12 protein-coding genes, 3 pseudogenes and 3 CRISPR repeat arrays are annotated in these 17,431 nt (G+C 68.9%); of the genes and pseudogenes, 6 read left to right on the top strand and 9 right to left on the bottom strand.

Annotated features, from left to right (window positions below; all coding sequences use genetic code 11):
* Positions 1-74 precede the first annotated feature (74 nt).
* Together OHA19_RS01385 and OHA19_RS01380 are read left to right on the top strand one after the other, a co-directional pair.
* Positions 75-740 (top strand): recombinase family protein, encoded by a 666-nt coding sequence (locus OHA19_RS01385; protein ID WP_405722149.1) that lies wholly within the window; start codon positions 75-77, stop codon positions 738-740.
* Positions 741-803: 63 nt separating this feature from the next.
* Complete coding sequence (locus OHA19_RS01380; RefSeq protein ID WP_405720828.1) at positions 804-1,382, top strand: TIGR03086 family metal-binding protein; 579 nt, start codon at positions 804-806, stop codon at positions 1,380-1,382.
* A 57-nt stretch (positions 1,383-1,439) separates the two neighbouring features.
* On the opposite strand, the pseudogene OHA19_RS01375 reads toward OHA19_RS01380, so the two are convergent.
* From OHA19_RS01375 to OHA19_RS01340, 8 genes and pseudogenes are all read right to left on the bottom strand, one after another.
* A pseudogene (locus OHA19_RS01375) lies at positions 1,440-2,348 on the bottom strand (IS5 family transposase); the annotation flags it as partial.
* 129 nt (positions 2,349-2,477) lie between these two features.
* A CRISPR array of direct repeats spans positions 2,478-3,361; the repeat unit is 29 nt; unit sequence GGGACCATCCCCGCGGGCGCGGGGAGCAG.
* Between the two features lie 541 nt (positions 3,362-3,902).
* Positions 3,903-4,490 (bottom strand): hypothetical protein, encoded by a 588-nt coding sequence (locus OHA19_RS01370; protein ID WP_405722230.1) that lies wholly within the window; start codon positions 4,488-4,490, stop codon positions 3,903-3,905.
* 22 nt (positions 4,491-4,512) lie between these two features.
* Positions 4,513-4,740 (bottom strand): annotated as a pseudogene (locus tag OHA19_RS01365) (methyltransferase domain-containing protein); the annotation flags it as partial.
* 338 nt (positions 4,741-5,078) lie between these two features.
* Positions 5,079-6,044: an ATP-grasp ribosomal peptide maturase gene (gene tgmB, locus OHA19_RS01360; RefSeq protein ID WP_405720831.1), complete on the bottom strand. Its 966-nt coding sequence runs from the start codon at positions 6,042-6,044 to the stop codon at positions 5,079-5,081.
* 4 nt (positions 6,045-6,048) lie between these two features.
* A complete protein-coding gene (tgmA, locus tag OHA19_RS01355) occupies positions 6,049-6,348 on the bottom strand; it encodes a putative ATP-grasp-modified RiPP (protein ID WP_405720834.1) in 300 nt (99 codons plus the stop codon).
* Between the two features lie 558 nt (positions 6,349-6,906).
* Positions 6,907-8,115 (bottom strand): helix-turn-helix domain-containing protein, encoded by a 1,209-nt coding sequence (locus OHA19_RS01350; RefSeq protein ID WP_405720837.1) that lies wholly within the window; start codon positions 8,113-8,115, stop codon positions 6,907-6,909.
* A gap of 269 nt (positions 8,116-8,384) precedes the next feature.
* Positions 8,385-8,901: a CRISPR direct-repeat array (repeat unit 29 nt; unit sequence GGGACCATCCCCGCGGGCGCGGGGAGCAG).
* A 74-nt stretch (positions 8,902-8,975) separates the two neighbouring features.
* Positions 8,976-9,249: a CRISPR direct-repeat array (repeat unit 29 nt; unit sequence GGGACCATCCCCGCGGGCGCGGGGAGCAG).
* A 1,209-nt stretch (positions 9,250-10,458) separates the two neighbouring features.
* On the bottom strand, positions 10,459-11,646 hold the full coding sequence (locus tag OHA19_RS01345) for a helix-turn-helix domain-containing protein (protein ID WP_405720840.1): 1,188 nt from the start codon (positions 11,644-11,646) through the stop codon (positions 10,459-10,461).
* A gap of 53 nt (positions 11,647-11,699) precedes the next feature.
* A pseudogene (locus OHA19_RS01340) lies at positions 11,700-11,951 on the bottom strand (HAD family hydrolase); the annotation flags it as partial.
* Between OHA19_RS01340 and OHA19_RS01335 the strand changes: the two are divergent.
* The 3 genes from OHA19_RS01335 (at position 11,862) to OHA19_RS01325 (ending at position 14,542) form a co-directional block, all read left to right on the top strand.
* On the top strand, positions 11,862-13,013 hold the full coding sequence (locus OHA19_RS01335; RefSeq protein WP_405720843.1) for a ParB/RepB/Spo0J family partition protein: 1,152 nt from the start codon (positions 11,862-11,864) through the stop codon (positions 13,011-13,013). The pseudogene OHA19_RS01340 and the gene OHA19_RS01335 overlap by 90 nt on opposite strands.
* A gap of 220 nt (positions 13,014-13,233) precedes the next feature.
* Complete coding sequence (locus OHA19_RS01330) at positions 13,234-13,509, top strand: helix-turn-helix domain-containing protein (RefSeq protein WP_405720846.1); 276 nt, start codon at positions 13,234-13,236, stop codon at positions 13,507-13,509.
* Positions 13,510-14,044: 535 nt separating this feature from the next.
* Positions 14,045-14,542 (top strand): hypothetical protein, encoded by a 498-nt coding sequence (locus tag OHA19_RS01325; RefSeq protein WP_405749100.1) that lies wholly within the window; start codon positions 14,045-14,047, stop codon positions 14,540-14,542.
* Here the strand turns inward: OHA19_RS01325 and OHA19_RS01320 are convergent.
* Positions 14,530-15,612, bottom strand: a complete 1,083-nt coding sequence (locus OHA19_RS01320) for an IS110 family transposase (RefSeq protein WP_405720531.1) — start codon at positions 15,610-15,612, stop codon at positions 14,530-14,532. The two genes, OHA19_RS01325 and OHA19_RS01320, sit on opposite strands and share 13 nt — an antisense overlap.
* A gap of 522 nt (positions 15,613-16,134) precedes the next feature.
* On the opposite strand from OHA19_RS01320, the gene OHA19_RS01315 reads away from it, so the two are divergent.
* A complete protein-coding gene (locus OHA19_RS01315) occupies positions 16,135-17,349 on the top strand; it encodes an IS110 family transposase (RefSeq protein ID WP_405749097.1) in 1,215 nt (404 codons plus the stop codon).
* The last annotated feature ends 82 nt before the right edge of the window (positions 17,350-17,431 follow it).

The raw sequence follows: 17,431 nt of genomic DNA, 5'->3' as shown, positions 1-17,431 counted from the left end.
CCCGTTTCGGTGATCGTCGGCCGATCCTCAGAAAACGTTGGTTACTTGAGGGCAGACTGCCCACCGTGACCACCCTGACCGACGCGCTCGGCGCCGACGACGACCTCCTGGGCATCTTCCCGTCCCGTCCGACCGAGATCCGCATCGGCTACGCCCGGGTCTCCACCGGCGGGCAGAAGCTCGACCGGCAGCTCGACGCCCTCACCCTCGCCGGGTGCCGGCGCATCTTCCCCGAGAAGAAGTCCGGCAAGAACGACCTGCGCCCCGAGCTGAAGGCCTGCCACGCCTTCCTCCAAGCCGGGGACACCCTCGTCGTCCCCTCCCTGGACCGGTACGGGCGCAGCCTCCAGGACCTGGTGAACATGGTCGCCGAACTCCGCAAGCGCCAGATCGGCTTCACCTCCCTGCACGAGAAGCTCGACACCATGACGCCCGGCGGCCGCCTGATCTTCCACGTGTTCGCCGCGCTCGCGGAGTTCATCCGGGAGCTGATCGTGCAGGGCACCAACGAGGGCCTGGCCGCCGCGCGGGCCCGCGGCCGCGTCGGCGGCCGGCCCTCGGTCGTCAACGACAAGCTGCTGCGCGCCGCCCGCGACATGCTGCCCAACCCCGAGAACAGCATCGAGACCATCGCCGCCCTGCTCGGCGTCTCGGTCGGCACCCTCTACAACCACATCCCTGACCTCAAGGAACTACGGACCTCCCGCGTCCCCGCCCAGCTCGACGGGAGCACCCGGTGATCCCCGCCCCATACCGCATGAATATGGTGACGGTTCGATCTTGGAACTACGGGAGGGCGACGAATGACCGTCGACGGTTTCAAACTGCTGGCTGACGCGCACGACTACCTGCTTGCCGCTGCGCGTGGCGTCCCTGCAGGGGCTTGGGGGGATACCACTCCGTGTTCGGAGTGGACCGTGCGTCAGGTGCTGAACCACGCGCGCCTGGACCAGCTGGCGCTGGTCATGCAGATCACGGGCGTAGCGCCCGCGAGTGACCCGTTCGAGCCCACGGACGCGACAGCCGACAACCCAGTCGCGGAACTGACAGCGGTACTGGAGGCAGCCGCAGCAGCGTGGCAGTCGGGGCGGGACGCCGAGAGTGTGCCCACCCCGATGGGGCCGATGCCGGCCAACATGGGCACCGCCGCCGCGGCGCTCGACGCCGGAATTCATGCCTGGGACATCGCCAGGGCTACCGGGCAGGACCTGCCGCTGACCGAGGAGATGGCCGAAGCACTGGAGGACATCGCGTCGAGGACCGTCGACTTCGTGCGCGACTCGTTCGGGAAGTACGCGCCGCCGTTGGCCGTGGAGGAGGGCGCGAGCCGCGCGGAGCGACTTCTCGCGTTCACCGGGCGCGACCCGCACTGGTCCCGCTGACCTAGCTCTGAGCGCGGCACCCCTGGCAAGACCGTGTCTCGCCGGGGGTGGCGACCAGCTTCTGCCCGTCAAATGGTCATGGTGTGGTGTCGCGGAGCCACAGGATGAGTGAGGCGAGGTGTAGTCCTGCCCGGTAGCGGGCGGCGAGTTTGTCGAAGCGGATCGCGATGGCGCGGAACTGTTTCAAGCGGTTGAAGCATCGCTCGACCACGTTGCGGCTCTTGTAGAGCTCCTTGTCGAAGGCTGGTGGCCGGCCGCCCCGGGTGCCGCGTCGGTGCCGGTTCGCCACCTGGTCGGCGCGTTCGGGGATGGTGGCCCGTATGCCGCGACGCCGCAGGCCGGCCCGGATGGACAGGGAGGAGTGAGCCTTGTCGGCCAGGATTCGGTCAGGGCGGCGGCGCGGGCGGCCCGTGGTGGCACGGGGCACCCGGATGGCGTCCAGGACCGTGTCGAACACGGTGAAATCGTTGACGTTTCCGGCGGTCACCACAACGGACAGCGGCAGGCCACGGCCGTCCACGGCCAGGTGGACCTTGGTCGTCAGCCCGCCCCGGGACCGGCCGAGGGCCTGTTTTGACGCCGCCCGTTGCGGATCTTCCAGCTTGTCCTCGCCGGGTTCCCCTTTTTCAGGGCACCAGCGGCGTGCTGGTGGGCTCGGTTGATGGTGGAGTCCACCGACACCATCCACTCCACCCGGCCGATGGCGTCGTCGCGGACCTGGACGTGTTCCAGCAGCCTGGCCCAGGTGCCGTCGGCCTCCCAGCGGGTGAACCGTTCATAGACGGTCTGCCGCGGGCCATACCGCTCGGGCAGGTCCCGCCAGGGCGCCCCGGTCCGCAGCCGCCACAACACTCCGTCGATCACCTGCCGGTGATCCCGCCAGGGCCGCCCCCGGCCATCCACCGCCGGGAGCAGCGGCCCTATCCGCTCCCACGCCCCATCCGTCAACTCACCACGACCAGCCACAAGATCAATTATCAGACACGGCCTAAGGGGCACTGACACGTCACGTGGCAGAACGCCTGACATTCCCGTGGCAGACGACATCCGCGGACAACAAACCGACCACGCCCCCTCGTTCCGGATGGGGCGCTGGTGAACATCCCCGCGGGCGCGGGGAGCAGTCTCGGCGGTGTCCGACTCGGTGGTCATCAGGGGGACCATCCCCGCGGGCGCGGGGAGCAGATCGACTGGACCGTGCCGCCCCGGCCCGGCGAGGGACCATCCCCGCGGGCGCGGGGAGCAGATCGAGGCCGCCACTGGCCGCAGGACCCACGTCGGGACCATCCCCGCGGGCGCGGGGAGCAGACTGGGTGTCGACGCACGAGAACTGACGGCAAGGGACCATCCCCGCGGGCGCGGGGAGCAGTCCTGGAGGACCGACCAGGACGCCATGAACGAGGGACCATCCCCGCGGGCGCGGGGAGCAGTCCCTTTCCGAAAGGCTGCCGCCTGATGCCGAAGGACCATCCCCGCGGGCGCGGGGAGCAGCCAGCTCGGGCAGAGACAGAGCAGAGGAGGACGGGACCATCCCCGCGGGCGCGGGGAGCAGGCGATTCCGTCCTCGATGTGTGCCTGGGGGCAGGGACCATCCCCGCGGGCGCGGGGAGCAGGCAGCCCACGGCGCCAGACGGCCCGTGAGCGGGGGACCATCCCCGCGGGCGCGGGGAGCAGGTCATGAAGCCGCGCGACCAGACGTCGAAGCGGGGACCATCCCCGCGGGCGCGGGGAGCAGTTCGCTTCCAAATCCGGCTCCACACTGGCAATGGGACCATCCCCGCGGGCGCGGGGAGCAGGCGCCTCCAGCCACTCCACCGGCACGCTCTGAGGGACCATCCCCGCGGGCGCGGGGAGCAGGGCGTCGCCCTGGCCGAGGAGGCCGAGGAGCCGGGACCATCCCCGCGGGCGCGGGGAGCAGCGTTCACGGGCGGCGGCGCCGGCGGGCCGGGGGGGACCATCCCCGCGGGCGCGGGGAGCAGACTCCCTGACCTGCCGTTCTTCCCTCAGCTGGAACGCTTTTGAATCAGTTTCAAAGAATCCGACATTAAGCCCAAGGCTGACCTTTCACACCAGAGTGCCACCACTGTCGGAAGCACACAGCTCTCGGCACCACGCCCAAGGGTAGCCACGAGTCACAGCCCTCTTGAATGCGTTCCCTTGGCACCACGTCAGTTCTGCCCTCTCGCACACCCCACCGACGCAAAGCCAGATCTCCCACGCCCACAAACATCAGAACGTCCCGCACCGCCTCAACACTGCCCAATCCAGCAGTGCGGCTTCCGCCAGCCGCCCCTACTTCGACGAAGCAACGTTCCCCGGTCGCACCAACCTCCACGGTGCGATTCCACCAACCACACCGACTTCAGCTGCGTGGCCGTCCAGCGAAAGCATTCCCGGCACCACCATCGCGAGCCCGGAAAACAGGCCCGCTCGTGGCTGACCGGCATGATGCAGCCACGAGTGGGAGATCAGTACCACCGCTCGTACGCGGACGGCATCGGTCGTGGGAGCGTTCGGCAGTCAGACAGGGATGTCCCAACGGGTCCCATCCGGGATGTGCCAGACGTACGCGGTCCCGTCCGCCTCACGGGCGTAGCCGAACCTGTCGTGCGAGGGGCGGCCAGAGTCGTTCCACCAGCGCCATGCGTCCTCGAACCGGGTCCGGAGGCCGGGGTCGCCGCCGCAGGTGACCGTGCTCACGGCGTCGCCGGCGAGAGGCAACCGGGCCCACGACCCGTCAGGTCCCTGGATCTGGAGAGCCATGGCGCCGGATTCGTCGACGTGGTACACGATCTCTGCTCCGGGCAGGTAGAGGGCGAGGAGCAGGCGGAAGGGGTAGTGGCTGCGCACGTCTGCGGCGGTGACGGGCGACGGCCACGTGCCCGTCTCGGCGGCGCGCTCGGGCCGTTGCGGCACTGCGTACGTGCGGGCCTCGCTGCGGGCCGCCATGAATCGGCCGGCGGTCGCGGTGAAGTGGCCGAGGGCTCGGCCCTGCTCGTCGACCTCCAGGCGGACGAGCCCTCCCTCGATACCGAGGGCGACGTCGGCAACCAGGATGGTTCCGCCTGCTCTGCTCGATCCAGGCAGCCGGGACGGCCGGGACAGCACAGGTCGCGATGATCCGGTCGAACCTGTCCCCTGTGGGGTAGCCCCGGGTTCCGTCGCCGGGGACGAGCTGCGGCGTGAAACCCGCGGACGACAGATGGTCCTGCGCGGTGCGGACGAGGTCGGGGTCGATGTCGACGGAGTGCACGAGATGTTCGCCGAGGCGTGCGCTGAGCAGGGCGGCGTTGTAGCCGGTGCCGGTGCCGATCTCGAGGACACGGTCGCCGTCCTGGACGGCCAGGTCCTCGAGCATTCCGGCCATGAGGCTGGGCAGGGTGCTGGACGAGGTGGGGATGCCGGTCCATGCGGTGTCGTCTACCTGCTCGGCGGTGTCCGGGTCGAGGGCGGTCACGAGGGTCTGATCGCGGTAGACGGCGGACAGGTCGTCGGCCGTGGTCACGCCGTGGTGCTCGCGCCATACGGCGATGCCCCGGTCGTTCGTCTCCTGCCTGAACCAGCGGGGCACGAACAGATGCCGGGGCACACTTGAGAACGCCTGGGACCACGCAGAGGTCCGGATCGCCCCGGACCGGGTCAGTTCGTCAGCGAGGCCGGCCATGTAGGGGCGTGCTTGGGCGATGGTCGGAGCGTTCATGCGGGGACTCCCAGCAGTTCGTCGGCGATGGCCTTCGCGATGTCCAGGCCGGTGGCGTGCTCGATCCAGTCCCACTGGCCGCACGGGTTCGCCTCCAGGAACGTCCACTCGTCGTCCGGCCCGACGACGAAGTCCATCGCGGCGAACCGCAGACCGAGGGCCGACATGTAGCGGCGTACGCCTTCGGCTACGTCGTCGGGCGTGGTGGTGGTGCGGTAGGTGAGGGAGGCGTAGTCGCTGCGCCAGTCGGTGTGAGCGGCGGCGCTGCCGGCGTGGACCTCGGCGGCGAACAGGCGGTCTCCTACGACGGTGAGGCGTACCTCGTGTGCCTTGTCCACCCATGCTTGGAAGAGGTGGGCGGTGGTGTCGATGCCGCGCAGGTCGTCGAGGTCGGCCTCGGTTACGCAGTGGGTGTACACGGTCTTGAGCTGGTCGCCCTCGACGAATACGGGAGTGGCGACCGGCTTGCAGATGACGGAGCCGCCGACGTCGCCGACGAACGCCCGGACGGCGTCCGGGGTGTTGGTGATGAGCGTCGGCGGGATGGTCAGGCCGGCCTGCCGTGCAGTGGCGAGTTGGAGCGGCTTGTACTCGGCGCGGGACATGGCGGCCGGATGGTTGACCCATCGGCAGTCGAGCGCGGTGATGATGCCGCCGAGGCCGGCGCGGGCCTGGGCGGCGGCGAACCGGCGTTCGGGCTCCGACATGGCGGTGGGAAGGGCGAAGGGGTTCGGGGCGCGGTAGTAGACGGCGGAGATGTCGGCGAGGTCGACGGCGCGGTGGGCGGTGGTGAGTCCGCCGGCCCACCCTTGCCGGGCGTCGATGCGCCCGGCAAGGGTGAGTTCCTGTGGGAACTCGGCGGTGTCCATGCGGAACACCTCCGCGCCGCCGTCCGTGAGCGCCTTGACGACGCGGTCGGTCGGCCAGTCGTCGCGTGCTGCGATCACGAGGACGGTGGGCATGGGGTCAGTCCTTCGGGCCCTCGTCGAGCGGCGGCGGGTTGTCGACGGACCCGTCCGGGATGGTGGGTGTGTGGGTCTGCATGAAGGGGAGCGGCCCGTCGTAGAGGCCGACGGACATCTGTAACTCGTTGTCGTAGACGGCCTGCGGTTTCACGATGGCCTGGGTGGCGTCGGGGGTCCGGGTGAACCGGAGGACCCACGGGCGGGTGGGCGCGCTGCTCGGCGGCTCGTCGCTGCGCACGGTGCGCGTTCCTTCGGGCGCGAGCGGGAAGACTTCCCGCGGGTCCGCAATGGCGGTGATCATGTGCCGTTCCTCCTGTAGCGGGTTGGTCCTGCATTGCGGCGGGGTGTGCCCTTGTCGCACCGGTCGCACTCGCAGGATGGGTAAGCGGATGTCCGGGGCAGATCCTTGAGCGGGACGACCTCGGTCTTCGGACGGACAACGCGTGTCCGTCCGTGCCGGTCCACCTCGTACACCTTGATCGGCATCCCCATTTGGACGATGCCCGTTCGTCCCAGCAGCGACGGCAGCACCGAGGGAACCAATTGGCAGCCGTACCGTGCGCGTCAATGGGACGCGGCCCAAGGTCGTGCGCCATTCCGATGGCCGGCGCGACCGCGCACCAGACGCAATACGCACCGCGCTGCTGCCCGTCGGACAGAGACTGAACGGGAGGTAGGTCAATGGTGGTCATGGGCACCCCTGGGCTGTGGAGAGGAGTGGATTGCGGTGCCGGCCAATCCTGACGAGGCCGATGCCACGGCATGGAAGTCACGCTATGAGAGCGCGCGATCACACCCCAGGGGCAGAGTTCACCAACCGACAGCGGGCCTGCCCTGTAGGTAGGACGTTGCGTCCTACCTACAGGGCAGGGTCAACACCGAGTCGTGAAGCCAGACCGCGCAGAGTCGAGTTACGACGACGCTCCGCCTCCAGCATCTCCTGCACAGTCGCGGCCGCAAGGGTCTGGAAGCGGATCCACTCCGGCTGGTCGGCCTCGACCTCCAGGAGCAGCTCCAGGGCCCCCGGACTGTCGCCGGTCTGGTATCGGGCCTGCGCGACGTCGACCCGGTACGAAGCGGAGTGCACCGGTCGGCTGATCTCCGAGAGATCCACTTTCGCGGAGGCGGACAGCGCGGTGTCCGGCCGACCCGTCGTCCCGGCGAGCGCCACGTTGACCCGCTGGGTCCGCACGTCGGTGACGGAGAACGCGCTGCCGTAGGCGCGGACGGGCCCTGACTGGACAGCGGCCGACTCGGCCAGGGTCAGCAGCTCCATGGCCTGGTCGTGGTTGTCACTGCGGGCGGCCGGGGTTGCTGCGGCGATCAGCAGGTTGCCGTACACGGCCAGTTGATTCGCTGTCGCCCGTCGGCGCGCAGGTTCCAGTTGGTCCGCCTTCCGCTCAGCCACGGACTGCGCCTGCTCCCAGCGGCCCTGGCGCAGCAGTACCCAGGACAAGGTGGAGACACCCATGCCTTCGAGGAGCGGATCGGAGGCTCGGGCGGCGGCGGCAAGTTGCTTCTCGACGGCGGTGTACGCCCAGTCGGGATGCCCGGACTGGGTGGAGAGGGACGCGGCCAGCTGGTAGGCGAGGGCGAGTTGCGCCCATACCTGCTCGGTGTCGTACTGACGGGCGGTGGCCTGGCCGTCGCGGAGGAGTCCGGGCAGAACCGCGGCAAGATGGGAGTAGTCGCCAGCCCAGTAGCTGTTGGTCGCCGCCTGTACCTGGGCGGTCCACTCCGCTGGGCTGGGCGGGTCTTCGAGATTGTCGTCGCCGAGGACGCCCGGCAGCGAGCCAGGGTCTTGAATGGCGTCACGGAGGGCGATCAGGCCGCCGCCGTCGTCGGTGAGTTGCTGGGTCACGGTGGGCTGTCCTACGAGGCGTTCGAGTTGGACATCCAAGGCACGGGCGAGTCCGCGTAACGTGTTGATCCGCGCGGACTCCCGAACCCCCTGCTCCAGTTTGCGGATGGTGTCCACTGACACGGAGGCGCGTTGGGCGAGCTGCTCTTGGGTGATGTCCCGGAACTCGCGCAGTGCGCGGATGCGGTCTCCGATGGAAACGTTCATGTGAACCCCCGCCAGAAGGTGTGTCACCACCGTACTCCGGGCACACAGAACCACCCCCTGCTCGACCGTGGCCGCAGCCGGGCAGGGGCGTAGTGGTCATGAGCGGCGACGGTCCGGAGGCAGGCCGAAGACAGTCGGGCCAGTTCGTCTTCCCGCTGACAGGTCCATCCCCACTGGCGCGGGGAGCAGGAGGACGTCCACGAGCTCATCGCCGAGAGCCGCGGGCGCGGGGAGCAGGTGTCGATGCACCAGCCGATGGTTCGAGCGGTGGGACCATCCCCGCGGGCGCGAGGAGCAGGCAACCACCACCGGGCCGTTCGCGTTTCTGGGGGGACCATCCCCGCGGGCGCGGGGAGCAGTCTCGCAGGGTGAGCCAGGAACCGGGGACGTAGGGACCATCCCCGCGGGCGCGGGGAGCAGTTCATGGGGTGAGTCCCTTCATTGATCGGGTTGGGACCATCCCCGCGGGCGCGGGGAGCAGACCGGTGCCGGAGCCACCGGCGGCAGCTGCTCGGGACCATCCCCGCGGGCGCGGGGAGCAGAACGGGTGGCACCCGCACCTGCACGTCGCGGTGGGACCATCCCCGCGGGCGCGGGGAGCAGGGGGCGGGGCGTGGAGTTCCATTCGTCGTCGAGGGACCATCCCCGCGGGCGCGGGGAGCAGCTAGACGACCTCCCCACCGGAGAAACGGATCAGGGACCATCCCCGCGGGCGCGGGGAGCAGACGACGGCGGTCTACAGCGCAGAGACATGGCCGGGACCATCCCCGCGGGCGCGGGGAGCAGTCCTGGTCCGGCAGGAGGGTGTCCGGCTGAGTGGGACCATCCCCGCAGACCGTGCAGGCCGAACGGAGCGGGCTGGGGACCATCCCCGCGGGCGCGGGGAGCAGTCCGGCGCCCTCACGGCGTGGATGCCGGGGCTGGGACCATCCCCGCGGGCGCGGGGAGCAGAAGCCACCCGAGTCAGTTTTGGTCACCTGCCAGGGACCATCCCCGCGGGCGCGGGGAGCAGTCGAACCGCTTCTGCTGGCCTGACTTCATGTCAGGACCATCCCCGCGGGCGCGGGGAGCAGACCGCTCGGAAGGCAGGGCCGCCTCTTCGCTGGGGACCATCCCCGCGGGCGCGGGGAGCAGACTCTCTGACCTGCTGTTCTTCCCTCAGCCGGGACGCTTTTGAATCAGTTTCAAAGAATCCGACATCAAAGCCAAAACCGACCTTTCCCGACCAGGGCGCCACCCCCGACAGAAGCACACACCCCTCGGCAGCACCGCCCAAGAGTAGCCACGAGTCACAGCCGCCCATCGCGCTCTCGGATGCATTCCCTTGGACCCCCATCACCTCGCTCCTCTCACACACCCCACCAACGCGAAACCAGGTCCCCACGCCCCGCGGGCATCAGAACAACCCGCACCGCCTCAACACTGCCCAGTCCGGCCGTGCAACTTCCGCCGACCGCCCCGACTTCGGCGATGCAACATCGGCGTCCCTCTCGCCGGCCTCGTGCGCAAGTAGTACCCGCCCGGACCCCTGCCGCCGACGGCCTCAGGTACGGACGGGAGATCAGGACCGCCACTCTCGCGGGTACGGTGTCGGCCTCGCTGAGGCGGGCAGTTCACACAGCCGTTTGTGCACGTGGAGGGTGATACCGGGGCCAGTCGCGCCAAGAACCTCGTACTTCTCCGACTCCTCAGCTGTCATGGGCTGCTGGCAGCGGTCACACATCATCGGCGGGCTTCCCTCCAGGCGCGGGTGAGGCTGGCCGCAGTCGGGCAGGGCAAGCAGCGGCAGGCCGCGCATGCGTAGGTGTGGCCCACCAGGGTGAGGTAATCCTCTTCACCGCGTGAGCGGACGGGTTTCGTCAGGGTGATCACTGGTGGCCTTTCCAGCAGGTTCGGCAGCAGCGGGGGAACCAGTCGACTGAAACGCCGTGGGCATCGACCGGGCGGGGCCCGAGGTCGTGCGCAGCTCCGCTGGCCAGCGGGGTGCCGCACCAGACGCAGTGCGCACCGCGCTGCTGCGCATCGGACAGTGACGCCGGATTCGGCAAGGTGAACTCGGCAGGGTGGGCACGGTCGGCTCCCTGGGCAGCGGCGGGAGCGCAGCCGCAGGAGACGATCGGCCACTGTCGGGTCTGGCCCTGCAGGACGACGAATCCAGCCGGCACGAAACGGCGAGTGACAGCACCGCAATGCCAGCAGGCTTTGCCATGGAGGCGAGCGATACTCACCCGGCCCTCGACGAGCACAGGGGCAGTCATGTGGCCCTCCTCTATCTGTGTGGTTGGGACAGATAGAGCGTGGCTCCTGGGAAGAGGCACAACTGCTACAAGGTGTAGCAGCCCGTCAGACGGCACCGATCCAGAGGGCGAAATGCGACAGGGACTCTGCGTCGGCGCGGTGAAACCGTCGCAGCCTGCCGACGACTTCACGTGCCCACGGGTGCTCACGGGTGTGCTGCGGGGCTGCTGCGCGGGCCACCTTGAGGCTCTCGAAAGCATCTGCTTGAAGCCCGGCCCATTCCTGCGCACGGGCCAACTCGATGTAGAAGCCGCTGCGGCGCTCGGCCGGCAGATCGGCGGGCGGCTTCCACTCGGTGGCTACGCGCAGGGCGCGGTCGACGTGGTCGCGGCCGAGGCTGACGGCGACGGACACTTCGTGGATACGGACCGAGTCCGGGCCGAACATCGTGCCCAGGTAGACGCCCTCGCGTGCAACTTGATCGCCGAGTTGCCGGGCGTGCTTCAGGTGAGTGTCGGCAGAGCCTGCGTTCGCGTCGCGTCCGGCGATCACGGCGGCCCGCATGCGGAGGGTGCCGCGGGCAGCGGCTTCGGAGCGGGACAACGGCGCGGGCGCAGCCTCGATCGCCTGCTCCAATGCGGCGAGGCCGACGTGGTGGGCGCGAGCTGCGAAGAAGACTTCGGTCCGTACGTATGCCGTGGCGGCCTGGACGAGAGGATCCGCAGCGCGGTCAGCTGCCCAGCGCATCAAGTCGATCAGCCTGGCGGACAGGTCGCGCTCGCCGTACTTGAAGGCAATCGCGTCCGCTGTCCGAGCAGCAGCGGCCAGCATCCGGGCGGCGGCCTGCTGCTCGGCGGCGCCACATGCGGTATGGGCATACCGAATGGCGTCACGCAGAAGGTCGGGGATTCCTGCCGCGATCCGGCCGTACTGGGCTGCGAGTCTCCAGCCCACGGCCGTGTTGACCGCATCCGCGAGCTCGTCCGGCGCACGACTCGGAGGTCCCTGCGGAATGTCGTACCCGGCGATCACCGCAGACAGCTCCGGCAACGCGCGATGGACGCGTCGCTCGGTGCCGACGTACCCCGTGCGCAGCTGCGTGGCGTCCACCTCAAGGGCGGCAGCGATCGCTTCGAGCACATCGTCGCTCGGCCGCCGTGCGCCACGCTCGATGGACCGGATGGTGGCGTAGGAGACGTGCGAGGCAGTGGCGAGACCGGTCTGGGTGAGACGGCGGGCGCGGCGGCGGGTGGCGATACGTTCACCGACCTCGCGCGGGGAGTCGGCAGGCACGATCCGACCGTACTCGCGCCGTCACTGTGCAGGTAGGAATTCGGAATTGTCGGCTACTCGTTGACGATCGCGGGCAGGTCCATGAGCGAATCGACCACCCAGTCCGCTGTCTTTCGTACCTGCGGGTCGGCCGCCCACAAGTGCCCCCACGGCCCACGGCGAAGGTGCACGGTCCGCAAGCCGGCCCGCGCTGCCGGGAAGGTGTCGTTCATCGGGTGGTCACCGACGTAGACGGTGTCCTGGGCCGGGGCCTGAGAAGCGCCGAGGACGCGGGCGAAGAAGTCGGGCGACGGCTTGGCGCAACCTTGCGTACCGCGCAGCTAGCCGCCTGCGTGGCTGTGTCCCGGGATGCCTACCTCAGGCTCTGGCCCGAGCACGAGGACACGATCGGCAGCTCCGCCTTTGTACTGGTCAACGGCGAGCGCCGCTACCGCAGCGCCCTGCACGTGGCGCTCGACGTGCTGGACTTCGTCGTACGCGACGACCTGGCGGCCTCCCGAGAGGAGTTCGTCGACCATCTCCTCAAGGAGAACCTGGAGCGCGAGGACTTCGACGTCGTCGAGCGGGCCCGCGGTGTGCTGGAGCTCGTCCGGGTGTGCAGCGAGGAGTCGGAGAAGGGCGCGCGGACACGTGCGGCCAAGCGCCTGGGGCGCGACCGTTCGTGGGTGACCAACCAGCTCGCTCTCCTGGAGCTGCCAGAAGAACTGCAGACGATGCTCAGCCGGGGTTCGCTGCCCGAGCGTGACGGCAGGCTGCTCGCGCGCCGGCTGAAGGACGAGCCGGGGCTGGACGGGGCATCGCTGCTCTCCTACTTGAAGGACACCCGGGAGCAGGAGGCCCGGGTCCGTGACGAGGAGAAGGCTCTGCTGCAGCAGGCCAGGCAGCAGAAGCAGGTACCCGCTCCTCAGCCTTCCCAGGACGATGCGAGTACGGCGAGCACCGCCACGCCCGACCAGGCACCGGCAGCAGGCACCGTCACGCTGCCGGACGGTTTGTTGTCCGCGGACAACAAACCGCTGGACAGCGTGACGCCGGGTCGCGTGTTGTCCGCGGACAACACGCTGCAGGAGGAATCGGCAGCGGCTGCGTCCGGCTCTGCCGCCTCTCCCCCGCCTGCGGGTGCGGCCGCCGTGTTGTCCGCGGACAACAAACTCGAGGCTCCTGGCAGCGCCGGCCACTCCCCGCCCCCTCGGCACCACAGTCCGGAGATGTCCCCGTCCACGCCGCCGTGTTGTCCGCGGACAACACGCATGCGGCCGCAGCGGACGACGGAAGCCAGGGTTCCGAAGCCGGACACAGCCGCCTCCTGGTCCGGCAACTCGGAACGTCGGCAAAGGAACAGGCCCGTACCCTCGCGGCCGGCCTGACGCCGGACGAGCTCTCGCAGTTGCTCGGAGAGCTTCGCACCTACGCATGACCTGCCTGGTGGGTGTGTCGCCGAGGGGCTCGTACCGCCCGGTCCACACCCACCGGGGCCGCAGGAAGTCACAGCGACACGCCGCCGATTGCCCTTCCTTCGTCCCACTGAAACGCTACAGTCCCACCTATCGTTTTCTATCGCTTTCATGTTGACGGACGGGATTACCAATGACCGACATGCTGCAGGCGGTCGACGCGCTGCTGAAGCGTCCGGCCGACCTTCCTCCGCCACATCTGCGCGCCAGCCTGCGCAAGGCGGACCAGCTCACGCAGGCACAGGTCGCGGAGGTACTGAATGTGACTCCTCTGGCGGTGCTGCGCTGGGAGAACGGCCAGTCGGAGCCGCGGGGGGTACGCCGCAAGGCGTATGCCCGGCTGATGCGGGGGCTGGCCGAAAAACATCCGACCGTAGCCCCTGACTTCGCCGCGTCGTTGGCCGGCTAGCGCGCAACGTACCGGAAGGAAGACGAGAACCGTGCCTCAGCAGCCCCCGTAAATGCTGAAGCCGCCCCTGTCGCCACAACAGGAACGGCTTCCCAGCAGTACGACTCCACAGGCCTTACCCAAAACCTGAGTCGTAAGCAGCGCGGTGACCGCGCCGGGTGTTCCCCGTGGGCTGTGCCCCCGTGGTCACCTATCGGACAGAATAAGCGACTCGACTCCCGGAAGCCATGAGGGCCCGGAAACAGAGTTCTGCGGAACTGGTCACAGCGCTTCTGCGACTCCCCCATATCCAGGGGAGAACCACCCTCATGTACGTGTACCGCCCGCACCTCGCCCCGGTCACGGGCCCCTTCCGTCCCGCCAGGCCCCCTCTCGCAGCGCCCGTGTGCCCCACCCACCTTCTCGCCGCGGAGGTGGAGCTGTGAGCCCCGCACGGTCTCCCCAGGGCCCCAGGGAGACATGGGCACGGGCCGTCGAGCCCGAGCCGTCAGTCACCATCACGGACGAGACCTTCTTCGGTCATGGCTGGCAGCCGATGACCATCGCGGTGCTCCAGGCCATCTGGTTCCTGCCCGCCGGTGAGGAATTCGGCGTCGACGAGCTCGTCGGCTGGTTCCGCACTCTCGGGTGGAAGAGCGCCAACGGCCGGCCCCTGGGCGAGGACGCCGTACGCCGTGAGCTCGCCCTGATCCGCAAGGCCGGGTACATCCGCGCCTACCGGCTGCGCGGCGAGGGAGGACAGATCGCGGGCATGCGCTACGAGATCTCCAAGCGGCCGAAACCCCCTCAGGAACAGATCGAGGTCGTACCTGCCGATTCCACAAAACCGCAGGTCGCACCACATGCCTCCAATGACCGGGTGTGGTCGAAGACCGGTGTGGACAAAACGGAAAACCGCAGGTCGCACCATGTGCCTCCAATGACCGGGTGTGGTGATTCACCAGACCTGGCTGACCAGGCAAAACCGCAGGTCGCACCATGTGCCTCCAATGGCGGTTTCCCCGAGGCTGCTATGTCGTGTCAAGCCGCTTGAACAAGATCCACGATGCTCCTGAGTGCGGGGCGGTCGATCCGTTCGAGGGTCTTGAAGAGTTGGCGGCAGATGACGCGCTTGAGGCATCGCTGCGCGTCGCGGGCAGTCTTTCCCTCAGTGATCCTCCGAGCGACGTACGCCTTCGTGGCGGGGTCGAGCCGCATGCGGATCAAGGTGATGGTGTGCAGGGCCCGGTTGAGCTGCCGGTCTCCGCTGCGGTTGAGCCGGTGCCTGTTCGTGAGTCCGGACGATGCGGGAATAGGTGAGACGCCGGCGAAGGAGGCGAAGGCCGCTTCGGAACGAAATCGTCCCTGGTGGGACCAACTGACCAGGATCTGAGCCGCAGTGATCGGACCGACGCCGTGCAGGTCGAGGAGTTCCGGAGCCATGTCTGCGACCAGGGCGTGGATGTCCTTCTCGAGATCCTTGGCCTCGGCCTGTAGGGCTTGGATGCGCTGGGCAGTGGATCGCAGGGCCCGCGCCGTCATCCGGTGCTCAAGGCTCTGTGCCGGACGGTCCCGAAGCTGAGCACAGTAGGCGATCTGGGCCGGACGCTTGAGTTTCCGTAGCTCGGCTCGGAGCCCATCCGGCGCGGAGACGATCAGGGCCTTGAGCTGGTTGATCGCGGCCGTGGAGGCGAGGACAGCGCCATGACGGGTGGCAAGGAGGACCCGCAGGGCCTCGCGTTCGCCGCGAAGCCGGGGTTGGATCAGATGCTCGGTGGCCAGCGCTTCCTTCGCGGCCCGGATGGCGTCGAGCATGTCCGTCTTGCGCCCGCCCCGATTGGGCAACCGCTTGGGCCGGCAGACCTCGACGACGCGCTCGCCTGCTTGGTCGAGAAAGACTGCGAAGCCGGCGCCGTAGCTGCCGATACCCTCCAGAGCCCAGCAGCGCCGCCCGGGGACGTGCTCGCGGGCGAAGTCCAGGAGACGGCGGTAGCCGCGGGCGTTGGCGGGTGAATCGGTGCTGGCCAGCACGGCGCCGATGGGACTGACGGCTGCTGCCGCAAGGGTGTCGCGGTGGGTATCGACGCCGATGACCCCGTCGACTTCTTCTGCGAGGATGGCCACGCGGTTGTTCTCCTTACTGGGCGGACGGCTGGAGGTGGCGTCGGCCTGGGTGGAGTCACCGCGTGGCGGAACTGTGATGAGTCACGCCGCAAGGCGGACAAGCTGCTGATCAAGCCAACGGGTGGGCCAGGCCGACGCCCGCGTCCGGCAGACATCTCGGGGGAACGGCAGCCGCTGGGGCGCCAGTTATGTTTCGAGTCATGCCGGATCACAAGCGTCGAGCCTGGCAGCAACCCATCCCGGGCCGCAGAAGAACTCTCACAGTTATGTTTTTCGCGGTCCTGCAAGAGGGCCGCTGGCCTCCGGGCCCGGCATGACTGTGTCCCCCTGTCGAACGGATGACCTGGGGGGTGGTGTCACCGGGCCCGGGAGGTGCCGTCGGAGACGCTGATGAGAGGTCCGACCACTGCCCGGTCCGGCGCAATGCCGGACAGCTCGCGGGCGGCAGGTCTGCATAACGTGGATGCGCGCGTACGACACCCATGCCGAGGCCGGCACGTTCAACTCGCCTGGAGGGGCGTGATGTTCGATACCGAAGACGTGGGCGTATTCCTCGGCCTGGACGTCGGCAAGAGTACTCATCACGGCCATGGACTCACCCCGGCCGGGAAGAAAGTCTTCGACAAGCAGCTGCCCAACAGCGAGCCGAAGCTGCGGGCCGTGTTCGACAAACTGACCGCGAAGTTCGGCACCGTTCTGGTGATCGTGGACCAGCCCGCCTCCATCGGCGCCCTCCCGCTGGCCGTGGCCCGGGACGCGGGCTGCAAAGTCGCCTACCTGCCCGGCCTGGCGATGCGCCGGATCGCCGACCTGTATCCGGGCGAGGCGAAGACCGACGCGCGTGACGCGGCGGTGATCGCGGACGCGGCCCGCACCCTGCCGCACACCCTTCGCTCGCTGGAACTGACCGACGAGATCACCGCCGAACTGACCGTCCTGGTGGGCTTCGACCAGGATCTCGCCGCCGAGGCCACCCGCACGTCCAACCGGATACGCGGCCTGCTCACCCAGTTTCACCCCAGCCTGGAACGTGTCCTGGGCCCCCGTCTCGACCACCAGGCTGTCACCTGGCTTCTCGAACGCCACGGATCCCCGGCCGCACTGCGAAAGGCCGGACGCCGCCGCCTCGTCGAACTCATCCGGCCCAAGGCCCCACGCATGGCTGCCCGGCTGATCGACGACGCCTTCGACGCCCTCGACGAGCAGACCGTCGTCGTGCCCGGGACCGGCACCCTCGACATCGTCGTGCCCTCCCTGGCCCGCTCGCTCGCGGCCGTCCAGGAACAGCGCCGGGCCCTGGAAGCCCAGATCAACACCCTCCTGGAGGCTCACCCTCTTTCCCCGGTCCTGACGTCGATGCCCGGCGTCGGCGTCAGGACCGCCGCAGTCCTGCTGGTCACCGTCGGCGACGGCACCAACTTCCCCACCGCCGCCCACCTCGCCTCCTACGCCGGCCTCGCCCCCACCACGAAATCCTCCGGCACATCGATCCACGGCGAGCACGCACCCCGAGGCGGCAACCGGCAGCTCAAACGCGCCATGTTCCTCTCCGCCTTCGCCTGCATGAACGCCGATCCCGCCTCCCGCACCTACTACGACAAGCAACGCGCCCGAGGAAAGACCCACACCCAAGCTCTCCTCCGCCTCGCCCGCCAGCGCATCAGCGTCCTGTTTGCCATGCTCCGAGACGGCACCTTCTACGAGTCCAGGACCCCCACCGTCACCCTCGCCGCATGACCACCCCAAACAGACGCATACCGGGCACCATGTCCTTGACGAAGGACATAGAGGCACCCCCCCCGTACCCCCCCCGGAGGAG

It is taken from the genome of Streptomyces sp. NBC_00012, assembly GCF_045040875.1.
In the GTDB taxonomy this organism is placed as follows: domain Bacteria; phylum Actinomycetota; class Actinomycetes; order Streptomycetales; family Streptomycetaceae; genus Streptomyces.
This window is presented reverse-complemented; position numbering and strand designations above follow the sequence as displayed.

Excerpts from the sequence above, each read along its gene's own strand:
- OHA19_RS01380 (WP_405720828.1), top strand. The coding sequence starts at position 804 with ATGACCGTCGACGGTTTCAAACTGCTGGCTGACGCGCACGACTACCTG.
- tgmB (WP_405720831.1), bottom strand. The coding sequence starts at position 6,044 with ATGCCCACCGTCCTCGTGATCGCAGCACGCGACGACTGGCCGACCGAC.
- tgmA (WP_405720834.1), bottom strand. The coding sequence starts at position 6,348 with ATGATCACCGCCATTGCGGACCCGCGGGAAGTCTTCCCGCTCGCGCCC.
- OHA19_RS01350 (WP_405720837.1), bottom strand. The coding sequence starts at position 8,115 with ATGAACGTTTCCATCGGAGACCGCATCCGCGCACTGCGCGAGTTCCGG.
- OHA19_RS01330 (WP_405720846.1), top strand. The coding sequence starts at position 13,234 with ATGACCGACATGCTGCAGGCGGTCGACGCGCTGCTGAAGCGTCCGGCC.
- OHA19_RS01325 (WP_405749100.1), top strand. The coding sequence starts at position 14,045 with ATGACCATCGCGGTGCTCCAGGCCATCTGGTTCCTGCCCGCCGGTGAG.
- OHA19_RS01315 (WP_405749097.1), top strand. The coding sequence starts at position 16,135 with ATGTTCGATACCGAAGACGTGGGCGTATTCCTCGGCCTGGACGTCGGC.